The following is a 22,302-nucleotide window of genomic DNA, read 5'->3' on the forward strand; positions in this document are numbered from 1 at the left end:
GCGGCTTACCAGATAGGAAGGTCGGACATGCGCTGACGCCGGCCGAAGACCAGTTGTGCCAGCGCGCGGGAACCGACGATGGCGGTGAACTGCGAGGTGAGGATGCCGATGGCGAGGGTGATTGCAAATCCCTTAACCGGGCCAGCTCCCAGCGCGAACAGCATCGCCGTACCGATGAGCACGGTGACGTTGGCGTCGGCGATGGTGAGGAAAGCGCGGTCATAGCCGTGCTGGATGGCCTCACCGGGCTTGGTGCCGTTTCGCAGCTCTTCGCGGATGCGCTCGTAGATCAGCACGTTGGCATCCACCGCGATGCCCATGTGCAGCACGATGCCAGCGATACCAGGCACGGTCAGCGCCGCTCCCACCAGCGACAGCACCGCCACCACCAGCACCAGGTTCAGCAATAGCGCGGCAATGGCGAATAGGCCAAACACCTTGTAATAGATCGCCATGAACAGGCTGACCAGCCCCAGGCCGAGCAACGCGGCGGTGAAGCCCTGTTTGATGTTGTCCGCACCCAGGGAAGGACCGACGGTGCGCTCCTCGACGATTTCCACCGGCGCCGCCAGGGCACCCGCTTTCAGCAGCAGCGCGAGGCTGTGTGCTTCCTTGCTAGTCAGGCCGGTGGTCTGGAAGCGCTTGCCGAACACGCCACGGATGCTGGCGATGGAGATGATCTCCTCCACTTCGCGCTTTTCGCGCAGCGGCACGCCCTCGGCGTTGTAGTTGGTCTCGACCACGGTCTCGCGGAAGAGCACCGCCATCGGCTTGCCGACGCTCTTCTCGGTGAACTCGAACATCCGCTTGGCACCCTGGCTGTCGAGCGTCACGCTGACCGCCGGGGTCCCGTTCTCGTCCACCGTGGCGGCGGCATCCACCAGGTTCACGCCCGCCGCGATCACCTCGCGCTTGAGCAGTACCGGCCGGCGCCCTTCGCGGGTGTAGAACAGCTCGGTTCCCGGCGGCACGATGCCGCTGGCGGCGGCGCTGTCCGCCGAGCCGGTTTCATCCACCGCGCGGTATTCCAGGGTCGCGGTGGCTCCCAGCAGGTCCTTGACCCGCGTGGTGTCCTGCACGCTGGGCAGCTGCACGACGATGCGGTTTGCGCCCTGCCGCTGCACCAGCGGCTCGGCCACGCCCAGCTGGTTGACGCGGTTACGCAGAGTGGTGAGGTTCTGCTGCACCGCAAAGTCGACAATGCGCTTGACCTCGGACTCGGTCAGCGTCGCGGTCAGGGTGGTGGCGCCATCCGGCGCGTCGAGCTTGAGCTCCGGATATTCCTTGGCAATCGCCTTGCGTGCCGCCTCGCGGGTGACCGCGTCGGCGAAGTCGAGCACCGTGCGCTCACCCTCTTGACGCCGGCCGGTGTAGCGGATGTCCTTCTTGCGCAGGAAGTTGGGCAGATCGGTGACGTAGCGCTGGGCGGCGGCCTTGCGGGCGTCGTCGACGTCCACTTCGAGCAGGAAGTGCACGCCGCCGCGCAGATCCAGGCCCAGAGACATCGGCTTGGCGCCGAGCTTGGTCAGCCAGTCCGGGGTCTTGGACGCCAGGCCCAGGGCAACGATGTAGCCGTTGCCCAGGCTCTTCTTCAGCGCGTCGGCGGCCTTGAGCTGCTGTTCGGCCTGCGCGAAGCGCACCACCCAGTGACCGCCGTCGGCCCGCGAGCCGCTGGGCTGTATGCCTTCGGTCTTCAGCGCGGCGTCCACCTGGGCGGCGAAATCCACCGGCAGCGGGTCGCCGGAGGTGGTGTTGATCTGCACGGCGGGATCTTCACCGTAGACGTTGGGCAGCGCATAGAGCGCACCCAGCAGGGTGACGACCACCAATAGGATCGTCTTCCAGAGCGGATAGGGCTGCATGGTTTCTCCGCGCGGCCTGGCGCCGCGCCTCAATAGATCGTTACAGCGTTTTCAGCGTGCCCTTGGGGAGCACCGTGGAAACCGCCGACTTCTGAACCTTGACCAGGACGTTGTCGGCCAATTCCACCGTCAGGTAGACCTCGCCGATGCCGGAGATGCGCCCGGCGATGCCGCCAGTGGTCACGATCTCGTCGCCCTTGGCCAGCTTGTCGAGCATCTGGCGCTGTTCCTTCTGGCGCTTCATCTGCGGACGGATCAGCAGGAAGTAGAACAGCGGGATCATCACCAGCAGGGGCCAGAAGGCCTCGAAAAGGCCGGGGGACTGGCCAGCGGCTTGCTGGGCGTAGGCAGGGGCAATCAGGAAGTCGAGCAACATGAGAGTCATTGGTCAGGACGCAGAGCGCGCGAGTATGCCATAGGGCTGCTGCATCGCCCTTTCAAGCCGCTGGGGTGGCGGGCCGGAGGCCGGTATACTCCGCGCGCCCAAATTTTCGCCCTTCCAGGAGTCCCATCATGGCCAGCTACACCGCCCCTTTGCGCGAGATCAGCTTCGTCCTTAACGAGGTTCTCAAGGCCGGCAATCTTGCTAAATCGGTCCCTAATTTCGCCGACGCCACCCCGGAGATCATCCAGGAGATGATCGAAACCGCCGCCAAGTTCGTCGAGCAGGAGCTGTTCCCGCTCAATGCCTCCGGCGACGCCGAGGGCTGCACCCGCCACCCGGACAACACCGTCAGCGTCCCCAAGGGCTTCACCGAGGCGTTCAAGGCCTACGCCGCCAACGGCTTCGTCGGCATCAGCAACCCGACCGAGTACGGCGGCCTGGGCATGCCATACCTGCTCTGGAAGGTGGTGGAGGAGATGGTCTGCTCCGGCAACGTCGCCTTCGCGCTCTACCCGGGCCTCACCGGTGGCTGCTTCGAGGCCCTGCACGCCAGCGCCTCGGAGGAAATCAAGCAGACCTACCTGCACAAGCTCTCCAGTGGCGAGTGGACCGGCACCATGCTGCTGACCGAGCCGCAGGCGGGCTCCGATCTGGCAGCCGTGAAGACCAAGGCCATCCCCCAGGCCGACGGCAGCTACAAGCTGGAGGGTGGCAAGATCTTCATCACCTCCGGCGAACACGGGATGGCGGACAACATCATCCACTTCGCCCTCGCCCGCATCGAGGGTGCTCCGGCCGGCGTCAAGGGGTTGTCGACCTTCGTGGTTCCCAAGTTCCTGGTCAAGGCCGACGGCTCGCTGGGCGAGCGCAATGCCATCTACTGCTCGGCCATCGAGCACAAGATGGGCATCCACGGCTCGGTGACCTCGGTGATGAATCTCGACGGCGCCACCGGCTGGATCGTCGGCAATCCGAACGAGGGCATCCAGAACATGTTCGTGATGATGAACCTCGCCCGCATCATGGTCGGCTTCCAGGGCCTGGGGCAGATGGAACTGGCCACCCAGAACGCCCTGCGCTACGCCCTGGAACGCAAGCAGCCCAAGCCGATCATCGACTTCCCGGACGTGCGCCGCATGATCCTGCAGATGAAGGCGATGACCGAAGGCGCCCGCGTTCTGGCTTACGAGACCGCGCTCTACGTCGACTATGCCCACCACCACCCGGACCCGGCGGTGCGTGAGGAGGCCAATGACTGGGTGGAGCTGAACACCCCGCTGGTGAAGTCGACCTGCACCGACGGCGCAGTCGACCTTGGCTCGATGGCGATCCAGGTCTACGGCGGCCACGGCTTCATCGTCGAGCACGGCATCGAGCAGATCCTGCGCGACTCCAAGATCCTCTGCCTGTACGAGGGCACCAACGGCATCCAGGCGATGGATCTGGTGCGCCGCAAGCTGTTCCTCAACGGCGGCCGCTCGGTCACCCGCTTCTTCTCGCTGTTGAACAAGGCTGCGGCCGAGGCCGCACCGGAGTTCGCCTTCATCGCCGGCCCGCTCAAGCAGGCCCTGGCCGATCTGGAAAGCGCGACCCAGTGGATCTATGAGACCTTCCGCAGCAAGCCGGAAGACGCTTCATTCGGCTGCTGCGACTACCAGCGCGCCTTTGCCCTCACCTACCTCGGCTACAACTGGCTGCGCATGGCGCAGGCGGCGAGTGCCCAGAGCGACGAGCTGTTCAAGGCCGGCAAGCTGGCGACCGCCCACTACTTCGCAGCCAAGCTACTGCCCCAGGTGGGCGGCCTGTGCGCCACCGTCAAGGGCGGCGCCGAGGACTTCATGGCATTGCCGGCAGCGAGCCTGTAACCTGCGGAAAGTACTTCGGAAACGCCACTCAAAAGGGCCGGAAGCACCGGCCCTTTTTCTTGTTCACAGGAGAACCACAATGACCGATTTCTACGGCTTTTCGGCAAAAACCATCGACGGTGGCGAGCAGAGCCTGGGGGCCTACCAGGGCAAGGTAGTGCTGGTGGTCAACGTCGCCAGCAAGTGCGGCTTCACCCCGCAGTACAAGGGCCTGGAGGCGGTCTACAAGCAGTACAAGGACCAGGGCCTGGTGATCCTCGGCTTTCCCTGTGACCAGTTCGGCCATCAGGAGCCGGGTGACGAGAACGAGATCAAGAACTTCTGCTCGCTCAACTACGAGGTGAGCTTCCCGATGTTCGCCAAGATCGAGGTCAACGGCGCCGGCGCCCACCCGCTCTACCAGTGGCTGAAGAGCTCCGCGCCCGGCCTGCTCGGCACCGAGGGCATCAAGTGGAACTTCACCAAGTTCCTGGTTGGCAAGGACGGCAAGGTGGTCAAGCGCTACGGCTCCATCGACAAGCCGGAAGACATCGCCAAGGACATCGAGAAGCTGCTCTGAGCCGAGGCCACCAGGCACTGCCTCCCAAGCCCGCCTCCGGCGGGCTTTTTTGTGCCCGCCATCACCAGAGTCTTGCGCCTGACAGTTGCTTCGGAATTTAATTAGTCGAATGACTAAATGCATTCCCGCCTCCCAGCCAGCCTCCGCCGAGCCGCCCCGCCGGCGCGGCCGGCCGCCCCAGGCCTTGGGACCGGACCAGCGCCGACGCAAGCTGATCGAGGCGGCAATGCGGGTGATCGTTCGCGACGGCCTGGCCGCTGCCTCGACCCGGGCGGTCGCCGCCGAAGCCGGGATGAACCAGGCGATGGTGCATTACAGCTTTCCCGGCAAGAATGCCCTGCTGGGGGCCGTGCTGGACGAGATTCACACCGGGATCGCCGAGGTTCTGGCGCGCAGCCTGGACGGTGCCGGCAGCCTCAGCGATGGCGTCGCCCGCGTCGCCCAAGCCTACTGGGCCTACACCGTGGAAACGCCCGGACTGCAGCGCATGCAGTACGAGCTGACCCTGTACGCGCTCAACACCCCTGGGCATGCCGACCTCGCCCGGCGCCAGTACCAGGGCTATGTGGCTGCGCTGGGCCAGGCCTTCGAGGCCCTGCCGGCGGCGGGCGCCTGCCCCGACCGACACCTGCTGGCGGGCATCTGCGTGGCCGCGATGGACGGTTTGATCCTGCAACACCTCGCCACCGGCGACCGCGCCGCCGGCGAAGCCCAGCTGCGGCTGCTGGTCCACGCCCTGCAATCCCAGATCGGAGTCTCCGCATGAAGCGCGTCCTGGCGCTCAGCCTGCTGCCCCTGCTGCTAAGCGCTTGCGGCTTGAGCGAGCGCAGCCCCAATCCCGAGGCCGCGCCCGGCCCGACCGACCTCCCTTGGCCGACCCTGCCCGCTCTGCGCCCCGATGCCGCCACCTGCGAGGCGCTGCGCCCGGCTCGCTGGCGGCCGGCCAGCGGCGCGCCCCAAACCGGTGCAAAGCTGCGCGCCTTCGCGATCCAGTACAAGCAGGAAATCCGGCACGTCGAGAGCTACGGCCAGTTCCGCCTGAAGATGCGCTGCCTCATGGAAGAGCAGGTTGTGCCCCATCTGCGTGCAGACCTCCCGGCTCTTGTGGTCTACAACGAGGACGCCGGGCTGATGACCATCGCCAGCGGCTCGCGCGGCGCCCTGGTGCGGGCACAGGCACAGACGCCGCTGGCCGCACCGCTGGGCGACGCCGCCCCGCTGGGCATCGTCGGCGCGCTGGGCCTGCTGAACCTCGCCTATCTGCCGCAGGTACTCGCCTACCAGATCCGCTTCCCGGGCGTCGATCCTCGCAAACAGGTGTTTCTGGCCGCCACCGATACCTTCGCCCGGGCCTTCTCGCAGACTTTTTCCGACATCGCCCGCGACTACGGTGTGTATGTCGTGGCCTCCAACAACCAGGCGCCCTACGCCGCCTCCAGCGATCCGGTCGACCTCGCCCTGTTCAAGGACCCGAATCTGGCCAGCATCGACGAGGTCTATATCGCCACCGCCGCCCACATCGCCAACGTCACCTTCCTGTGGGGACCGGAAGACCTGCACCCGGAGGCGCCGCGCGGCGAGCAGAACCTGCTGTTCCGCAACGAAAAAGTCCCGCTGACCGACATCGAACTACAGGTTCTGGGCCTGGACGAGGGCCCGGCCAGCGGCGAGGCGGGACTCGCCAACGCCGCCGGCTACCCGGTGGCCGGCTTCCAGCTGGGCTTCGCCACCTCGCTGCCGGCCTTCCAGTGGGGTTATGAGTTCGGCCAGCGCCCGGCAGGGTTCGAGCCCTGCGCCGACATCCCGGCCAGCTACATGCCCTGCATGGATGCCCTGGGCGTGGACGTGGTGGTGCAGGCCGAGGCCAATCCCGGCCGCTGGGCCGCCTACTACGCTGGCGGCTGGCAGCCGCTGGAGTGGATGAACTCCACCTGGCGCACGGTCGCCGAACCCAGCGTCGGCTTCCGCTACAACATCACCGCCCATCTGGTCGGCAATCTGCTCGACCTCGCCTTCGACGGCCAGAGCGCGATCACCGCCCGCCATCAGAGCGGACCGGGGCAGCACTACGTCGGCAATCTGGAATTCGAGCCCGGAACCGACGTTGGCTGGTACCAGGTGTTCCAGGGCGAGAAACCGGAGTTTCTGGCGCTGGCTCCCTGGGTCCGCGACGACGCCCCACGCGCAACGCTGCTGGAAACCGGCACCGCGCTATCGCCGGGCTCCCGCGACGCGCAGGAAAACGACTACCTGGAAACCGCAGTCTGGGCCGACCTTCTGCATTAAAGCCACCATGAACTCTCCTCTACCCCCGCCGGCGCTAACCCGCCGAGAATTGCTCAGCGGCCTGGCCGGCATCGGCGCCGGCGCCACCCTCGCCGCCTGTGGCAACTCCCCGCTCCCGGACGCCGGTGCGGCGAGCAACCTCAGCGAGTCCACCGAGGTCGTGGTGATCGGTGCCGGCCTGGCCGGGCTGATGGCCGCCCGCGAACTCGTCGCTGCCGGCAAACAGGTGCTGGTACTGGAAGCGCGCGACCGGGTCGGCGGCCGCACCCTCAATCATCCGGTGACGGCGGCCGGCGCCAAGCCCGGCACCGTCGTCGAGGTCGGCGGCCAGTGGGTAGGCCCCACCCAGGACCTGGTCCTCAAGACCATCGCCGATCTCGGCCTGGAGACCTTCAAGACCTACAGCACCGGCAATTACCTGGACCACCGCGATGGCCTGTCACTGCAGTACGGCCATTTGTTCCCGGTCGATCCGCTGAACCTCGGCCTCAACCGGCTGCCGCCGACCGACCCCGTAGGCGCTGCCGAGGCTGCGGTCGCCATCCAGCGGCTCAACAGCATGGCCGCCGAGGTGCCGCTCGACCGGCCCTGGACCGCCGGCAATGCCGTCGCCTGGGACAGCCAGACCTTCCAGACCTGGATCGACGCCAATGTCCTGAGCCCCGGTGGCCAGGCTCTGCTGCAGCTCACCATCGAATCGGTGTTCTCGGCCCAGCCCCGCGACCTTTCGCTGCTGCACGTGCTGTTCTACATCCACAGCGCCGGCAGCCTCGACAACCTGATCAACACCGAGAACGGCGCCCAGGATTCGCGCATCGTCGGCGGCAGCCAGCGGATCTCGATCGGGCTCGCCGAACCGCTACGGGACCGCATCCGCTTCAACCGCGTCGTGCGCGATGTGGCCTACGACGCCGAGGGGGTCACCGTCGCCGGCGCGGGATTCTCGGTGCGGGCCCAGCGGGCCATCCTGGCGCTGTCGCCGACCCTGGCCGGGCGCATGCGCTACACGCCACCGCTGGGAGGCCTGCGCGACCAGCTCACTCAGCGGCTACCTATGGGTACCGTGATCAAGGTGCAGTGCGTGTATCCGACGCCGTTCTGGCGCGACGCCGGCCTGAATGGTCAGGTCACCAGCGACACCGGACCGGTGAAAATCACCTTCGACAACTCGCCACCCGACGGCCACATCGGCGTGATGATGGGTTTCATCGAGGGCGAGGACGGCCGCAAGGCTCTGGCCTGGACGCCCGAACAGCGCCGCCAGGGCACCATCGACAGCTTCGTGCGCTACTTCGGCGAGGCCGCCGCCGCGCCGCTCGAATACATCGAGCAGAGCTGGAGCGAGGAGGAGTTCAGCCGCGGTTGCTATGCCGGCTACTTCCCGCCCGGGGTCTGGCTCGACTACGGCGAGGCCCTGCGCCAGCCGATTGGCCCGCTGCACTGGGCGGGCACCGAAACCGCCGAGATCTGGAACGGCTACTTCGACGGCGCCCTGCGCTCCGGCCAGAGAGCCGCCGCCGAGGTGCTGGCGTCTCTGTAGACCGACCCGACCGGGCCGGGACTCTAGACCTCGGGTTTCGCCTCCGGCGTTTGCTTGGATCGTGCTGGCGCGCCTTCCGGACCGGCCAGGAACTCGGCGGCGAAGCTCGCGTAGCGGCCTTCGTCGATGGCTTCGCGGATGCGCCGCATCAGGTCCAGGTAGTAGTGCACGTTGTGCACGGTGTTCAGTCGGGCGCCAAGAATCTCGTTGCACTTGTCGAGGTGGTAGAGATAGGCCCGCGAGTAGTTCTGGCAGGTGTTGCACTGACACTTGGGATCGAGCGGACCAGTGTCATCACGATGCTTGGCGTTGCGGATCTTGATGACGCCCTCGCTGGTGAACAGGTGCCCGTTGCGGGCGTTACGGGTGGGCATCACGCAGTCGAACATGTCGATGCCGCGCGCCACCGCCTGCACCAGATCGCGTGGCGTGCCGACCCCCATCAGGTAGTGCGGGTGTGCCGCCGGCAGCGCCGGGCCGATGGCGTCGAGCACCTTCAGGCGCTCCTCTTCCGGCTCGCCGACCGAGAGCCCGCCGACCGCGTAACCGTCGAAGCCGATCTGCTCCAATCGCTGCAGGGACTCGCGGCGCAACTCGACATGCATGCCGCCCTGCACGATGCCGAACAGGGCGTTGGGGTTGCCGGCATGGGTGGTTTTGCAACGCGCGGCCCAGCGCGCCGACAGCTCCATGCTCTTGCGCGCCTGCTCGGCGGTCGCCGGGTAGGGCGTGCATTCGTCGAACTGCATGACGATGTCGCTATTGAGCGCGTGCTGGATCTCGATGGACTTCTCCGGCGACAGGAAAACCTTGTCGCCATTGACCGGCGAGGCAAAGTGCACGCCTTCCTCGGTGAGCTTGCGCAGCTCCGACAGGCTCCACACCTGGAAGCCGCCGCTATCGGTCAGGATGGGGCCGTTCCAGTTCATGAAGCCGTGCAGGCCGCCGAACTTGCCCATCACCTCGACGCCGGGCCGTAGCCAGAGGTGGAAGGTATTGCCGAGAATGATCTGGGCCCCCGCCGCGCGCAGCTCTTCCGGGGTCAGGGCCTTGACCGTGCCATAGGTGCCGACCGGCATGAAGATCGGGGTTTCCACCACGCCGTGCTGCAACTGCAGGCGGCCACGACGGGCAAGGCCGTCGGTTTTCAGAAGTTCGAATCGCATCGCCTATTGTCGCTATTCTTCGCGCCTGTCAGGAGACCCGCGATGCGCAACTACGACCACATACCGGCGAGCACGGTCCGCTTCTGGGCCTGGCTGGACTCGGCGGTGACCTGGATGCTGGCGATCCCCGCGCTGGCGCCGCAGTTTCTCGGCGGGCTCTACTGGCTCAACGGCCTGCTCGGCGGCGCGGCCCAACCGCCACCGTTCGAGCCGATCCATCTGCTGTTCGTGAGCCTCACCGGCTCCCTGGTCAGCGTCTGGGTCGTGGCGCGGCTGCTGCACCCCGTGGGCCTGTTGGCGGTGATCGACGGCTGGGGGCGGCTCTGGGTCGGCGCCAGCCTGGTCTGGATTCTGCTGCTGGGCGGCCCGCCGGTGCTGGCGCTGTTCGTGCTGACCGAGTGGGCCGGTGCGGTGGCGCAATTGCGCGCCGCGTATCGCAGGGCCTGAGGCCGATTCAGCCCGGACTCAGGCGGCTCTGCTGTGGTGGGCAAAGTTCTGGCGCCGCTTCGGCGCCGCACTTTCCACCTGCACCAAGGAGATAGCCATGCTGCACTACGCCGTCGTTTTCCTGGTCGTCGCCATCATCGCCGCCCTGCTTGGCTTTGGCGGTATCGCCGGACAAGCCGCTTGGATCGCCAAGATCCTGTTTCTGGTGTTCCTGGTGATGGCTGTGGTTTCCTTCCTTACAGGGCGCCGGGGAAAAACCTAGGCCCGCAGGTCGGCAAGCTGTGGGGCGCCCCGACCTCAGCCACCGTGATCGCGCTCAATCAGCATAGCGTCGCCGTAACTGAAGAAGCGGTATTCGGCGGCGATGGCCTGCCGGTAGGCCTCCATCAGCCGCGCGTGGCCGCCAAAGGCGCTGACCAGCATCAGCAGCGTCGATTCCGGAAGATGGAAATTGGTCAGCAACCGATCCACGACGGCGAAGCGGTAGCCGGGGGTGATGAATAGCCGCGTCTCGCCGCCCCCCGGGTGCAGGCTGCCAGAGCGCGCCGCCGATTCCAGGGCGCGGCAGACCGTGGTGCCCACCGCCACCACCTGGCCGCCCTGCGCCTTGGTTTCGGCGATGGCCGCAGCGGTGGCGGCAGTCACCTCATAGCGTTCGGCATGCATCTGGTGCTGCTGGATCTCGTCCACGCGCACCGGCTGGAAGGTGCCAGCTCCGACATGCAGGGTCACCTTGGCGGTCCGCACCCGCCGCTCGGTCAAGGCCGCCAGCAGGGTTTCATCAAAATGCAGGCTGGCCGTCGGTGCCGCGACCGCGCCCGGCTTTTCCGCGAACAGGGTCTGGTAGCGGGATTCGTCTTCGGCATTCGGCTCGCGCTCGAAGTAGGGCGGCAGCGGCAGCTGCCCGGCTCGCTCCATCAGCGACCAGACATCTCCCGGGCCTTCCCAGCGGAAGTGGAACAGATCGCCCTCGCGCCCGAGCAGTACGAAGCTGCCATCGGCAACCCGGATGTGTCCGCCGGGCTTGGGCTTTTTGCTCACGCCGAGCTGCGCCAATACCTCGCTCCCTGAGAGCACCCGCTCGATCAGCAGTTCGGCGCGCCCCCCCGTGGGCTTGTGTCCGAGCAAGCGCGCCTTGATGACGCGGGTATCGTTGAACACCACCAGATCGCCCGGCGCCAGCAGGGCGGGGAAATCCAGCATCGCCCGATGGTGATTGCCGTCGGCAGCCAGGTGCAGCAGGCGCGCGGCGGAGCGCGGCTCTATGGGATGGCGGGCGATCCGCTCCGGGGGGAGCTCGTAGTGAAAGTCTTGTTTGCGCATCCAGCTATTGTCCCAGATGCACACGCCGACGCGGCTATAATGCGCGACCAAGCCTGAGTGGCGGAACTGGTAGACGCAGCGGACTCAAAATCCGCCGAGGCAACCCCTCGTGAAGGTTCGATTCCTTTCTCAGGCACCAATGAAGTCCAGTCATCGCGCGCGCCAGCGCGTCGGTGGCCGGAACCTCCCGGGGACACCGAGCCGCCCATGAAGTTTTGCAGCGCCTGCGGTCACGAAGTGGTCTACCGGGTGCCTGACGACGGCGATCATCTGCCGCGCCACGTCTGCCCGGCCTGTGGCACGGTGCACTACGTCAACCCCAAGCTCATCGTCGGCGTGATTCCGGAGGCGGCCGATGGCCGCATCCTGATGTGCAAGCGCAACATCGAGCCGCGCTTCGGCAAATGGACCTTCCCCGCCGGCTTCATGGAGCTGGGCGAAACCAGCGCCCAGGGCGCCGCCCGCGAGGCCCTGGAGGAATCGCAGGCGGAGGTCGTGGTCGATGGCCTGGTGGCAGTCATCAACGTGCCCTATGTCGACCAGGTACACCTGATCCATCGGGGCCACCTGCGCGGCCCACACTTTGGCCCTACCAGCGAGAGCAGTGCAGTGGAACTGATGCGCGAGGAAGACATCCCCTGGGATGAAATCGCCTTCCCGACCATCTATCGCGGCCTGCGCTATTTCTTCGACGACCGCCGTGCCGGTCGGCACCAGGTCCACACCCTGGATCTGGTCCGTCGCCCGACCCACGAAGACCGAGCTGACATCGGACGCTGGCTATCGGAAGCCAGCTAAAACAGCGCCGAGCGGAAATTAGTAATCAATACGAGAAAAAAGTGGCAATGCACGCATCAGGTTAATGCGAGCTGGCTAGCGTCCGTCAAATGCATATTAATTTTATTTATCCATCTGAATGGATTGAATATTTTTAACCGCTTGAAGCCACCTAGAATCACCGACTCCCCCGTTCCGGCGATCCCCGAACCGGTCCGGACGCTCATAAACTGACGAGGTCGGATTCGTAGTTATGGAACGTCTATTGCAGTGCAATAAATGCCTGCCTGATACTCCGATCACAGTTTTTTTTGCACAAACCCAGCGGTTGGTTAGTGCCCCCAACAAGCATCGTTTATCCGCCGAGTAGAACCATGTTGACGTACTACGATTCCCGCGAGGCACGTAACCGCATCAAACCGCGCTACGTCTGGGGCTTCTGGGCATTCCTGATGGGCATGGCATCCGGCATGCTGTTGGTTACCGTCGTTTTCTGAATCGCGGCGGCTAGCGCGCTGGACGCGCATTAGCGCTATCGTTGCAGGCTTGCCCCTTCGCAACGTCCCTCGATGCAACTTCACAACACGCTTAGCGGCCGAAAGGAAGCCTTCGCACCACTACACCCGGATCGGGTGACGATGTACGTGTGCGGACCCACCGTCTACAGCTACGCCCACATCGGCAACGCCCGCCCGGCGGTGGTCTTCGATACCCTCGCACGGCTGCTGCGGCGGCGATACCCGAAGGTGGTGTATGCCCGCAACATCACCGACATCGACGACAAGATCAACGCGGCGGCGGTGAAGGAAGGTGTCTCGATCCGCGCCATCAGTGATCGCTATGCCGCCGCCTATCACGAAGACTTGGCGGCCTTGGGCGTGGCCCTGCCCGACCACGAACCCCGGGTTACCGAGCACCTGCCGCAGATCATCCACATGATCGAGCGACTGATTACCAGCGGCCATGCCTACGCCGCCGAGGGTCACGTGCTGTTCCACACCCTGTCCTTCCCTGACTACGGCCAGCTCTCCAAGCGCGACGAGCAGTCGCTGATGGCCGGCGCCCGCGTTGAGGTGGCACCGTACAAGAAGCATGCGGGCGACTTCGTGCTGTGGAAACCGTCCGGCACCGACCAACCTGGCTGGGACTCGCCCTGGGGCTGCGGCCGTCCGGGCTGGCACATCGAGTGCTCGGCCATGGCCGAAGCCCTGCTGGGCGAAACCATCGACATTCACGGCGGCGGCCATGACCTGATTTTCCCGCACCACGAAAACGAGATCGCCCAGAGCGTCTGCGCCCACGGCGGCAAGCCCTTCGCCCGCTACTGGCTGCACAACGGCTTTCTCAACATGCGCGGCGAGAAGATGAGCAAGTCGCTCGGCAATGTCACCCTGGTTCACGATCTGGTGAAGCTGCTGCCCGGCGAGGTGATCCGCCTGGTGTTGCTCACCGGCCACTACCGCCAGCCCCTGGACTGGAACGAGGACGTGGTCGCCGATGCCCGCAAGAAGCTCGACCGCCTCTACGGCGCCCTGCGCGAGCTTGCCGAAGTCAGTCCGGCGCCCGGCGTCGGCGCACCGGATAGCTTCATCGCCGCGCTGGAGGACGACCTCAACACGCCAGCCGCGCTGGCCGAATTGTTTGAGCTGGTGCGCGCCGCCAACAAGGCGGAAGCCGACGAGGAGCGCAGCCGCCTGAAGGCGCAGATCCTCGACGCCGGCAAGCTCCTGGGCTTGCTACAGCAGAGTCCGGAGGCCTGGTTTTCCTGGTCGCCGCAGGCCGCCGTCGGCCGCCCCAGCGCCGAGGCCATCGAAGCCCTGATCGCCGCCCGCCTCGCCGCGCGGCAGGCCAAGAACTGGGCGGAGTCGGACCGCATCCGCGACCAGCTCAAAGCCGAGGGCGTACTGCTTGAAGACTCCAAAGACGGGATGCGCTGGCGCTATGCCTGAAACCCCGGCCCAGCCACTGCAACGCCCGACCAGCGCCAGCCGCTTCGGCTTCAACTGCCTGGCGGCGGTGGCTGGCCTGGCCTATCTGGCCTGGCGGCAGACCAGTTCACCGAACACGCCCTACGACAACGGCCTCACTGCCGGCCTGCTGATCGCGCTGCTGATCGGCCTGCACGAGCACTTCGTACTGCGCAGCCACCGGAATCCGAGCAGTGGTTTGGACTGGGACCGTCCGGCCAAGCCAGATCTTGGGCGGGTCTTGATCAAGCTAGTCGGACTGGGCATGACCCTGGGCCTGATCGGCGGAGCCTACGCGCTGTTCCCGGAGTACCACGGCAGTTTCTACCAGCCGTTCTGGCGGGCGCTGCGGGTGTATGGCATCCCGATGCTGATCGCCGCACCGTTCTACTTCTGGTGGCTGGACGGTCGCCTGCGCGAGCCCGAGGACGGCTACTGGCAGTTCGGCCGCCTGCCCTGGCTCTGGCTGCGCGGCCAGACTCCCAGCGCCGAAAGCCGGAGGCTGATCGTCAACCATCTCGCCGGCTGGGCTGTGAAGGGGTTCTTCGTGCCGCTGATGACGGTCTACGTCGGCCAGGAAGTGCGCGGCGCCCACAACGCCTGGCTGGCCCTGCCGCACGGCGGCTACTCGCTGTTCGAATTCCTGTTCCACCTCACCTTCACCGTCGACTTGCTGTTCTGCGTGATCGGCTATGCGATGACGCTGCGCCTGTTCGACGCCCACATCCGCTGGGCCGAGCCCACCGCGCTCGGCTGGATGGTGGCGCTGATGTGCTACCAGCCGTTCTTCTCGCTGGTCGAGAATCAGTACCTGCGCTACGAGGACGGCATCGTCTGGGGCCAGTGGCTTGCCGACCTACCGGGCGCGAAGTTCGTCTGGGCGCTGGTGCTGGTATCGCTGCTGGCGATCTATGCGCTATCGACCGTGGCCTTCGGCCTGCGTTTTTCCAACCTCACCGCGCGCGGCGTCATCACCGACGGCCCCTACCGCTACAGCAAGCACCCGGCCTATCTGAGCAAGAATCTCAGCTGGTGGCTGATCTCCATCCCCTTCGTCGCGGTGTCACCTGCGGTGGCGTTGAGCAACTGCCTGCATCTGCTGCTCATCAATGGCGTCTACTTCCTGCGCGCCCGCACCGAGGAGGCGCATCTGAGCCGTGATCCGACCTATGTGCGCTACGCACTGTGGATCAACGAGCACGGCCTGCTCGCCGGCTTGGGCCGAAAACTGCCGGCGTTGCGCTACAAACCACCGCAGAGCGTGATTCAGTAGCCCCGCCTCCGGCACGGGCCTACACGCGGTAATAGCTGCGATACCACTCCACGAAGCGCGGCAGACCCACCGAGATCGGCGTGCGCGGCGCGAAGCCCACCGCCTTGTTCAAGGCGCTGATGTCGGCATAGGTGCTCAACACGTCGCCCGGCTGCATCGGCAGGTATTTCTTGATCGCCTGCTTGCCAGTGGCCTGCTCGATGGCGGCGATGAAATCCTCCAGCGACTCGGGCTGGTGATTGCCGATGTTGTAGACCCGGTAGGGCGCGTTGCTGCTGGCCGGATCGGGGCTATCGCTGTCCCAGTCCGGATTCGGCTGCGCCGGTTGGTCCAGCACCCGCACCACGCCATCGACGATGTCGTCGATGTAGGTGAAGTCACGGCGCATCTGGCCGTGGTTGTAGACCTCGATCGGCTCGCCAGCCAGGACCGCCTGGGTGAACTTGAAATAGGCCATGTCCGGCCGTCCCCAGGGACCGTAGACGGTGAAGAAGCGCAGGCCGGTGGTGGGAATCCGGTAGAGATGCGAATAGGTGTGGGCCATCAACTCGTTGGCCTTCTTGGTCGCCGCATATAGCGAGACCGGATGGTTGACACCATCCGCCACCGAGAACGGCTGCCGGCTATTGGCGCCGTATACCGAGGACGAAGAGGCGTAGACCAGGTGCTCGACGGCGGCGGCCCGGCAGACCTCCAGAATGTTGCCGAAGCCCACCAGATTGCTTTGCACGTAGGCACCCGGATTGCTGATCGAGTAGCGCACCCCGGCCTGCGCGGCCAGGTGGACTACCCGCCGCGGACGATGGGTCTCGAAGCAGCGGCGCAGAAATTCCGCGTCGGCGACATCGCCACGCTCGAACTGGAATCCGGCTTCGTCCTTGAGCGTCGCCAGGCGGTCATGCTTGAGCTGCGGCGAGTAGTAGTCGTTGAGATTGTCGATGCCGACGACCCGCTCGCCCCGCGCGAGCAACACACGAGTGACATGGAGGCCCACAAATCCGGCCGCGCCGGTGAGGAGGATGGGACTGGAACTCGGGGACGGCGGCATGTTCAAGGGCTCTAGGCAGGCAGGAATTCTGAGCCGTGATTTTACCGTTACGGATGAACCACCGCCCTCGCCTGGCTGGGTCTACCATCTTCAGCCACCCAGCAACCGCTGCACCAGGGCACGCAAGGCCGCCGGTTTTACCGGTTTCTGGAGGAAGGCGTGCCCCAGGGCAGCTGCCTCATCGCGGGCGGCGCGGGTAGGGTCGGCAGTGATGACCGCGCAGGGCAACTCGTCTCCCCAATGGGCGCGAAAACGGGCGATGGCCTCAATGCCGCTCTCGCCGTGGTCCAGGTGGTAATCGGCGAGGATCAGATCCGGCGGCGGACGGTCGGCGTACAAGCGCAGCCCCTCTGCGGCACTGGTGGCGGCCAGCACCTCATGCCCCCAGCGCTGCAACAGCGCCGTCAGCGCGGCCAGTGCCAAGGGCTCGTTGTCGACCACCAGGATGCGGGAGCGCAACTCGACGGCGCGGTTCTTGTCCTGCACCGGAGCCGGGACGACCAGATCGCCCACGCTGCCCAGCGGCACGGTGATGGAGAACACCGAGCCCCGTCCCAGGCGCGAACCCAAGGCCAGAGGGTGACCGAGCAGACGGGCAATGCGCTCGCTGATCGCCAGGCCCAACCCCAGCCCGCGCTCACCGACTGCGTCCTGAGCATGGAGGCGGCGGAACTCCTCGAAGATTTCGCGCTGCTTGTCGGCAGGAATGCCGGGGCCGGTGTCCCAGACTTCCAGTCGCAATCCACCGCCACTGCGACGGCTACCCAGCAGCACGCCACCGCTGCGGGTGTAGCGCAGGGCGTTGCCCAGAAAGTTCTGCAGTACCCGGCGCAGCAAGGCCGGATCGCTGTGCAGCAGGGCGGCGCTGGGCCGGTACCGGAAGCGCAGGCCACGGGCCGCCGCCAGCGCCTCGAACTCGCGCGCCAAGGGGTCCAGCACTTGGCCGGCGGCGAAGGTTTCGCGGTGCACTGGCAGGGCACCGGCGTCGAGCTTGGAAATATCCAGCAGGCCGGACAGCAGCTGCTCTGCCGCCTGCAGGGAGTCACCGATGCGGTCGAGCAACTGGCCGGAGTCGGCCGGCACCGCCGACCGGTCGGCGGCCGCGAGAAACAGGCGCGCGGCGTGCAGCGGCTGCACCAGATCGTGCGAAGCGGCGGCCAGGAAACGGGTCTTGGCGGCATTGGCACGCTCGGCCTCGGCCTTGGCCTCGGCCAGTTCGCCGGTACGCTCGGCCACCCGCGTCTCCAAGGTGTCGTTGGCCTCGCGCAGCGCCTGCTGGGCACGGGTGTAGGCGGTGACGTCGGAATAGCTGGTCACGAAACCGCCGCTGGGCATCGGCATGCCGCGAATCTCGATCACCGTGCCGTCTGGCAAAGCCCGCTCGTGCACGTACGCAGTGCCGCGCTGCAGATGCTCCATGCGCCGCGCCACCAGAGCCTCGACATCGCCCTCGCCCAACAGGCCGCGCTCGGCGTTGTGGCGGAACAGGTTCTCGATCGGCTGCCCAACGTGGATCAGCTCCGGTGGATAGGCGAACAGTTCCTGGTAGCGGCGGTTCCAGGCCACCAGCCGCAAATCCTTGTCGACCACGCTGACCCCCTGCGAGAGGTGTTCCAGCGTCGCCCGCAGGCGCTCCTGAGAGAAAACGATGGCGTGACTGGTCTCATCGAGCAGTCGAATCACGTCTTCCGGCAGCATGTCGCGGCCGCGCAGCGTCGAGGCCAGCAGCAGGCGCGCGCTGGAAGCGCCCAGCGCGCCGGCCAACAGATGTTCGGTGAAGCGCAGCAGCTCGCGGTCGGCGCGGTCCTGCACCACGGGCAGCGGCTTGCCGCGCTGACGGCTGAACTCGCCCAGCAGCGATTGCGCACGCTCGCTGCCCAGGAACCGTTCCAGCAGGGCCAGCAGATCGCCCACGGTCGCCGGTGTCGCCGCCGGCGGTGTCGCCACCAGCGGCGCGCCGGTCGGGGTCAGGAACTGCACCGCCTGCAGACGCTCGGCCAGGCGCGGCTGCGCCAGCCAGGACACCAGCAAGTAGAAGCACAGATTGGTGGCCAGGCTCCAGAAGGTGCCGTGTGCCACCGGATCCAGGGCGTCGAGCCCGAACAGCGCCTGCGGCCGCAGGGCAGCGACGCCCAACGGCCCTTCGGCCAGCAGTTCGCTGCCCTGGCCGGACGCCGACAGCAGCGCCGGCAGCAGGAGCGTGTAGGCCCAGACAGAGAAGCCGACCAGCAGGCCCCAGACTGCGCCGCGATAACTGCCGCCGCGCCAGACCATTCCCCCGATCACCGCCGGCGCGAACTGCGCGACCGCCGCGAAGGACAGCAGGCCGATGGCCGACAGCGTGCCCAGACCGGTGAACAGCCGATAGTAGAGATAGGCCGCCGCGATGATGACGACGATGGCGACCCGGCGGACCAGCTTGAGCAGCCAGCTGAGATCGCCGCGCTCGCCCAGCCGCAGGCGCCGTGAGCGCAGCAGCACCGGCATCACCACCTCGTTGCTGAGCATGGTCGAGAGCGCGATGGTCTCGACGATCACCATGCTGGTCGCCGCCGAAAAGCCGCCCAGATAGGCGGCCAGCGACAGCAGGCCGTGGCCATTCGCCAGCGGCAAGGCCAGCAGATAGGTATCGGCGGCCGTCCCCGCCGGCAGACGCGCCAGGCCGGCGGTGGCGATCGGCACCACGAACAGGCTGATCAGCACCAGGTAGAGCGGAAACACCCAGCGGGCGCGACGCAGATCGCGTGGCGAGGTGGACTCCACCACCGCGACATGGAACTGCCGAGGCAGGCAGATCACCGCCAGTGCCGCCAGTAGCGTCTGGGTCCAGAATCCCAGTTGCCAGTCGGCGCGAGCCAAGGGCTCGCTGAGCTGCGGTAAACGCGACGCCTGCTGGTAGGCGTCACCGAAGCCGTCGTAGATCCCGTAGCAGACGTAGAGACCAACCGCGAGAAAGGCCAGCAGCTTGATCACCGACTCGAAGGCGATTGCCAGCACCATGCCGTGGTGATTCTCGCTGGACACCACCTGGCGGGTGCCGAACAGGATCGCGAACACCGCCAGCAGGGCCGCCACCACCAGGGCACTATCGCCATAGCGGTGGCCGAGGCCGCCGGAAAGCGATAGCGGCGAGGCCAGCACCTCAAAGCCGAAAGCCACCGCCTTCAGCTGCAAGGCGATGTAAGGCAGCACGCCGAGTACCGCGATCAAGGTCACCCACAGGGCCAGCGATTGATGGCGGCCGTAACGGGCACCGATGAAGTCGGCGATGGAGGTGATGTTGTGGCGCTTGCTGACCTCGATGATGCGCGACAGCAAGGGCATGCCGAACACGAATACCAAGAGCGGCCCGAGATAGATCGGCAGGAAATCCCAGCCACTGTCGGCGGCCCGGCCGACCGCGCCGTAGAAGGTCCAGGAGGTGCAGTAAACGCCCAGCGCCAGGCTGTAGATCAGCGGCTGCTGCGCCGGCGTGCGACCAAAGGCACTGACGCGGTCGCCGTAGTGGGCGATGCCGAACAGCAGGCCCACGTAGGACGCGGAGACCAGAAACAGCAACCAACCCGGCAGCATCGCGACTCCTCGGAAGCGGGGCCGCACTCTCGGGGCGCGACTCCTCGTGATGGTGATTAGACCAAAGTCCTAGCGGGCCGGCATTGGCGACCCGACTAAAGTCGCGTTCCCTTCCTCCGGCCCGCGCTCCTAGAGTGCGATCACCCGCTGCACCACAAAAAGCTGGAGGAGAACATGACCATGGCCGCCACCCTGCACGCCCCGCGTGACGAGGCATCCGAAACCCCGCCGCTGAGCGCCGATCTGCAACGGATCGCCGACAGCCCCGCCTTCCATCAACTGCAGAAGACCCGCAACTCGCTGGCGGTGCGCCTGAGCATCGCCATGTGCGTCATCTACTACGGCTTCATCCTGATGATCGCCTTCGGCAAGCAGACGCTGGCGATGCCGCTGGATGGCGTCATCACCCTCGGCATCCCGCTCGGCCTCGGCGTGATCCTCTCGGCCATCGTGCTGACCGGCATCTACGTGCGCCGCGCCAACACCCATTTCGACCGCCTGACCGCCGACGCGGTCCGTGCCGCTCAGAACAAGTAGGCCATTCGAGGACCTCGCCATGAAACGCATCCTGAGCTTGTTCGCGGCCTTCGCCGCCAGCCCGGTCTTCGCTGCCGCCCTCGAGGGCGAGGCCGTGAAGCAGGCCACCAACTGGACCGCCATCAGCATGTTCTTCGCCTTCGTGGCGCTGACGCTGGGCATCACCTACTGGGCAGCGCGACGCACCAAGTCGCGTGCCGACTTCTACGCCGCCGGCGGCGGCATCACCGGCTTCCAGAACGGCCTCGCCATCGCCGGCGACTACATGAGCGCCGCCAGCTTCCTGGGCATCTCCGCCCTGGTGTTCGGCTCCGGCTTCGACGGCCTGATCTACTCCATCGGCTTCCTGGTCGGCTGGCCAGTGGTCACCTTCCTGGTCGCCGAACGCCTGCGCAATCTCGGCAAGTACACCTTCGCCGACGTCGCCAGCTACCGCCTGGAGCAGAAGCCGATCCGCACCCTCGCGGCGGTCGGCACGCTGACCACGGTGTCGTTCTATCTGATCGCGCAGATGGTCGGCGCCGGCCAGCTCATCAAGCTGCTGTTCGGCCTGGACTATTCCACCGCCGTGGTCGCGGTCGGCGTGCTGATGATCGTCTACGTGACCTTCGGCGGCATGCTCGCCACTACCTGGGTGCAGATCATCAAGGCGGTGCTGCTGCTCGGCGGCGCCAGCTTCATGGCCTACATGGTCATGCAGAAGATGGGCTTCTCCTTGGACACCCTGTTCTCCCGCGCGGTCGAGGTGCACAAGGACCACAACGCCATCATGGCGCCCGGCACCCTGGTCAAGGATCCGATCTCGGCGATCTCCCTCGGCCTGGCGCTGATGTTCGGCACCGCCGGCCTGCCGCACATCCTGATGCGCTTCTTCACCGTCAAGGATGCCCAGGAAGCCCGCAAGAGCGTGTTCTACGCCACCGGTTTCATCGGCTACTTCTACATCCTCACCTTCATCATCGGCTTCGGCGCCATCGTGCTGGTCGGCACCGACACCTTCTACCTCGATGACAAGGGTCTGCGCGGCGGCAACAACATGGCCGCCATCCACCTCGCCCATGCGGTCGGCGGCGATGTCTTCCTCGGCTTCATCTCGGCGGTGGCCTTCGCCACCATCCTGGCGGTGGTGGCCGGACTGACGCTGTCCGGCGCCAGCGCGGTCTCGCACGATCTCTACGCCAGCGTGTTCCGCAAGGGGCAGGTGAACGACAAGGACGAGGTGTTCGTCTCCAAGATGGCGACCCTGGCCCTGGGCGTCCTGGCGATCATCCTGGGCATCCTGTTCGAGAAGCAGAACGTCGCCTTCATGGTCGGCCTGGCCTTCGCGGTCGCCGCCTCGGCCAACTTCCCGATCCTGCTGATGTCGATCTTCTGGAAGGGCTTCACCACCCGCGGCGCGGTGCTCGGTGGCGGCCTGGGCCTGGTGACGGCGGTGACCCTCACGGTGATCGGCCCGGCGGTGTGGGTGAAGACCTTCGGCCACGCCGCTGCGATCTTCCCCTACGACAACCCGGCGCTGTTCAGCATGGCCATCGCCTTCTTCGGCTGCTGGCTGGGCTCGGTGACCGACTCCAGCGCCCGCGCACGCCGCGAGCAGGGCCGCTTCCAGGCGCAGATGATCCGCTCGGAAACCGGCTACGGCGCGAGCACCGCCGCCAGCCACTGAGCACGGCCGTCGCGCGACGATCCCAAGA

At 66.3% G+C, this 22,302-nt stretch carries 19 protein-coding genes and 1 tRNA gene; 14 read left to right on the forward strand and 6 right to left on the reverse strand.

Going from position 1 to position 22,302, the window contains the following annotated elements; all coding sequences use genetic code 11:
- Positions 1–5: 5 nt before the first annotated feature.
- Positions 6–1,862 carry a protein translocase subunit SecD gene (gene secD / locus ED208_RS04605; protein WP_123210716.1) on the reverse strand — a complete coding sequence of 619 codons (1,857 nt, stop codon included), beginning with the start codon at positions 1,860–1,862 and terminating at the stop codon, positions 6–8.
- Positions 1,863–1,902: 40 nt separating this feature from the next.
- On the reverse strand, positions 1,903–2,247 hold the full coding sequence (yajC, locus tag ED208_RS04610) for a preprotein translocase subunit YajC (protein ID WP_123210717.1): 345 nt from the start codon (positions 2,245–2,247) through the stop codon (positions 1,903–1,905).
- Positions 2,248–2,375: 128 nt separating this feature from the next.
- Here yajC and ED208_RS04615 point away from each other — a divergent pair, with 128 nt between their 5' ends.
- From ED208_RS04615 to ED208_RS04635, 5 genes are all read left to right on the forward strand, one after another.
- On the forward strand, positions 2,376–4,112 hold the full coding sequence (locus ED208_RS04615) for an acyl-CoA dehydrogenase family protein (protein WP_123210718.1): 1,737 nt from the start codon (positions 2,376–2,378) through the stop codon (positions 4,110–4,112).
- Between the two features lie 79 nt (positions 4,113–4,191).
- On the forward strand, positions 4,192–4,671 hold the full coding sequence (locus ED208_RS04620; RefSeq protein WP_123210719.1) for a glutathione peroxidase: 480 nt from the start codon (positions 4,192–4,194) through the stop codon (positions 4,669–4,671).
- Between the two features lie 109 nt (positions 4,672–4,780).
- Positions 4,781–5,437, forward strand: coding sequence for a TetR/AcrR family transcriptional regulator (locus ED208_RS04625; RefSeq protein WP_123210720.1), 657 nt, complete (start codon positions 4,781–4,783; stop codon positions 5,435–5,437).
- The gene (locus ED208_RS04630) at positions 5,434–6,957 is read left to right on the forward strand and encodes a hypothetical protein (RefSeq protein WP_123210721.1); all 1,524 of its coding nucleotides are present in this window, start codon (positions 5,434–5,436) and stop codon (positions 6,955–6,957) included. Before ED208_RS04625 ends, ED208_RS04630 begins: the two co-directional genes overlap by 4 nt.
- Before the next feature lie 49 nt (positions 6,958–7,006).
- Positions 7,007–8,497: a flavin monoamine oxidase family protein gene (locus ED208_RS04635; RefSeq protein ID WP_233574829.1), complete on the forward strand. Its 1,491-nt coding sequence runs from the start codon at positions 7,007–7,009 to the stop codon at positions 8,495–8,497.
- Between the two features lie 23 nt (positions 8,498–8,520).
- On the opposite strand, the gene tgt is transcribed toward ED208_RS04635, so the two are convergent.
- Positions 8,521–9,663, reverse strand: coding sequence for a tRNA guanosine(34) transglycosylase Tgt (tgt, locus tag ED208_RS04640; RefSeq protein WP_123210723.1), 1,143 nt, complete (start codon positions 9,661–9,663; stop codon positions 8,521–8,523).
- A 42-nt stretch (positions 9,664–9,705) separates the two neighbouring features.
- Here tgt and ED208_RS04645 point away from each other — a divergent pair, with 42 nt between their 5' ends.
- Together ED208_RS04645 and ED208_RS04650 are read left to right on the forward strand one after the other, a co-directional pair.
- Positions 9,706–10,110, forward strand: a complete 405-nt coding sequence (locus ED208_RS04645) for a hypothetical protein (protein WP_123210724.1) — start codon at positions 9,706–9,708, stop codon at positions 10,108–10,110.
- 97 nt (positions 10,111–10,207) lie between these two features.
- Positions 10,208–10,372, forward strand: a complete 165-nt coding sequence (locus ED208_RS04650; RefSeq protein WP_123210725.1) for a DUF1328 domain-containing protein — start codon at positions 10,208–10,210, stop codon at positions 10,370–10,372.
- 35 nt (positions 10,373–10,407) lie between these two features.
- Here the strand turns inward: ED208_RS04650 and queA are convergent, their stop codons facing one another.
- On the reverse strand, positions 10,408–11,433 hold the full coding sequence (queA, locus tag ED208_RS04655) for a tRNA preQ1(34) S-adenosylmethionine ribosyltransferase-isomerase QueA (RefSeq protein WP_123210726.1): 1,026 nt from the start codon (positions 11,431–11,433) through the stop codon (positions 10,408–10,410).
- Between the two features lie 51 nt (positions 11,434–11,484).
- Between queA and ED208_RS04660 the strand changes: the two genes are divergently transcribed.
- From ED208_RS04660 to ED208_RS04675, 5 genes are all read left to right on the forward strand, one after another.
- A tRNA-Leu gene (locus tag ED208_RS04660) sits at positions 11,485–11,572 on the forward strand.
- A 68-nt stretch (positions 11,573–11,640) separates the two neighbouring features.
- Positions 11,641–12,231: an NUDIX hydrolase gene (locus ED208_RS04665; RefSeq protein WP_123210727.1), complete on the forward strand. Its 591-nt coding sequence runs from the start codon at positions 11,641–11,643 to the stop codon at positions 12,229–12,231.
- Between the two features lie 353 nt (positions 12,232–12,584).
- Entirely contained in the window at positions 12,585–12,707 is a 123-nt protein-coding gene (locus tag ED208_RS17670; protein ID WP_267897941.1) for a hypothetical protein, read from the forward strand.
- Positions 12,708–12,779: 72 nt separating this feature from the next.
- Positions 12,780–14,159, forward strand: a complete 1,380-nt coding sequence (cysS, locus tag ED208_RS04670) for a cysteine--tRNA ligase (RefSeq protein WP_123210728.1) — start codon at positions 12,780–12,782, stop codon at positions 14,157–14,159.
- A complete protein-coding gene (locus ED208_RS04675; RefSeq protein WP_123210729.1) occupies positions 14,152–15,450 on the forward strand; it encodes a methyltransferase family protein in 1,299 nt (432 codons plus the stop codon). The genes cysS and ED208_RS04675 overlap by 8 nt, the downstream gene beginning before the upstream one ends.
- Positions 15,451–15,469: 19 nt before the next feature.
- Here the strand turns inward: ED208_RS04675 and ED208_RS04680 are convergent, their stop codons facing one another.
- Positions 15,470–16,498, reverse strand: a complete 1,029-nt coding sequence (locus ED208_RS04680; RefSeq protein WP_123210730.1) for an NAD-dependent epimerase — start codon at positions 16,496–16,498, stop codon at positions 15,470–15,472.
- Positions 16,499–16,588: 90 nt separating this feature from the next.
- The gene (locus ED208_RS04685) at positions 16,589–20,071 is read right to left on the reverse strand and encodes a hybrid sensor histidine kinase/response regulator (protein WP_199720513.1); all 3,483 of its coding nucleotides are present in this window, start codon (positions 20,069–20,071) and stop codon (positions 16,589–16,591) included.
- A 180-nt stretch (positions 20,072–20,251) separates the two neighbouring features.
- On the opposite strand from ED208_RS04685, the gene ED208_RS04690 reads away from it, so the two are divergent.
- Both ED208_RS04690 and ED208_RS04695 read left to right on the forward strand, forming a co-directional pair.
- Positions 20,252–20,608 (forward strand): DUF485 domain-containing protein, encoded by a 357-nt coding sequence (locus ED208_RS04690; RefSeq protein ID WP_123211205.1) that lies wholly within the window; start codon positions 20,252–20,254, stop codon positions 20,606–20,608.
- A gap of 19 nt (positions 20,609–20,627) precedes the next feature.
- Positions 20,628–22,274, forward strand: a complete 1,647-nt coding sequence (locus ED208_RS04695; protein WP_123210731.1) for a cation acetate symporter — start codon at positions 20,628–20,630, stop codon at positions 22,272–22,274.
- The last annotated feature ends 28 nt before the right edge of the window (positions 22,275–22,302 follow it).

The sequence above is a fragment of the Stagnimonas aquatica genome (assembly GCF_003730135.1).
Classification (GTDB): domain Bacteria; phylum Pseudomonadota; class Gammaproteobacteria; order Nevskiales; family Nevskiaceae; genus Stagnimonas; species Stagnimonas aquatica.

Excerpts from the sequence above, each read along its gene's own strand:
- secD (WP_123210716.1), bottom strand. The coding sequence starts at position 1,862 with ATGCAGCCCTATCCGCTCTGGAAGACGATCCTATTGGTGGTCGTCACC.
- yajC (WP_123210717.1), bottom strand. The coding sequence starts at position 2,247 with ATGACTCTCATGTTGCTCGACTTCCTGATTGCCCCTGCCTACGCCCAG.
- ED208_RS04615 (WP_123210718.1), top strand. The coding sequence starts at position 2,376 with ATGGCCAGCTACACCGCCCCTTTGCGCGAGATCAGCTTCGTCCTTAAC.
- ED208_RS04620 (WP_123210719.1), top strand. The coding sequence starts at position 4,192 with ATGACCGATTTCTACGGCTTTTCGGCAAAAACCATCGACGGTGGCGAG.
- ED208_RS04625 (WP_123210720.1), top strand. The coding sequence starts at position 4,781 with ATGACTAAATGCATTCCCGCCTCCCAGCCAGCCTCCGCCGAGCCGCCC.
- ED208_RS04630 (WP_123210721.1), top strand. The coding sequence starts at position 5,434 with ATGAAGCGCGTCCTGGCGCTCAGCCTGCTGCCCCTGCTGCTAAGCGCT.
- tgt (WP_123210723.1), bottom strand. The coding sequence starts at position 9,663 with ATGCGATTCGAACTTCTGAAAACCGACGGCCTTGCCCGTCGTGGCCGC.
- ED208_RS04645 (WP_123210724.1), top strand. The coding sequence starts at position 9,706 with ATGCGCAACTACGACCACATACCGGCGAGCACGGTCCGCTTCTGGGCC.
- ED208_RS04650 (WP_123210725.1), top strand. The coding sequence starts at position 10,208 with ATGCTGCACTACGCCGTCGTTTTCCTGGTCGTCGCCATCATCGCCGCC.
- queA (WP_123210726.1), bottom strand. The coding sequence starts at position 11,433 with ATGCGCAAACAAGACTTTCACTACGAGCTCCCCCCGGAGCGGATCGCC.
- ED208_RS04665 (WP_123210727.1), top strand. The coding sequence starts at position 11,641 with ATGAAGTTTTGCAGCGCCTGCGGTCACGAAGTGGTCTACCGGGTGCCT.
- ED208_RS17670 (WP_267897941.1), top strand. The coding sequence starts at position 12,585 with ATGTTGACGTACTACGATTCCCGCGAGGCACGTAACCGCATCAAACCG.
- cysS (WP_123210728.1), top strand. The coding sequence starts at position 12,780 with ATGCAACTTCACAACACGCTTAGCGGCCGAAAGGAAGCCTTCGCACCA.
- ED208_RS04675 (WP_123210729.1), top strand. The coding sequence starts at position 14,152 with ATGCCTGAAACCCCGGCCCAGCCACTGCAACGCCCGACCAGCGCCAGC.
- ED208_RS04680 (WP_123210730.1), bottom strand. The coding sequence starts at position 16,498 with ATGCCGCCGTCCCCGAGTTCCAGTCCCATCCTCCTCACCGGCGCGGCC.
- ED208_RS04685 (WP_199720513.1), bottom strand. The coding sequence starts at position 20,071 with ATGCTGCCGGGTTGGTTGCTGTTTCTGGTCTCCGCGTCCTACGTGGGC.
- ED208_RS04690 (WP_123211205.1), top strand. The coding sequence starts at position 20,252 with ATGGCCGCCACCCTGCACGCCCCGCGTGACGAGGCATCCGAAACCCCG.
- ED208_RS04695 (WP_123210731.1), top strand. The coding sequence starts at position 20,628 with ATGAAACGCATCCTGAGCTTGTTCGCGGCCTTCGCCGCCAGCCCGGTC.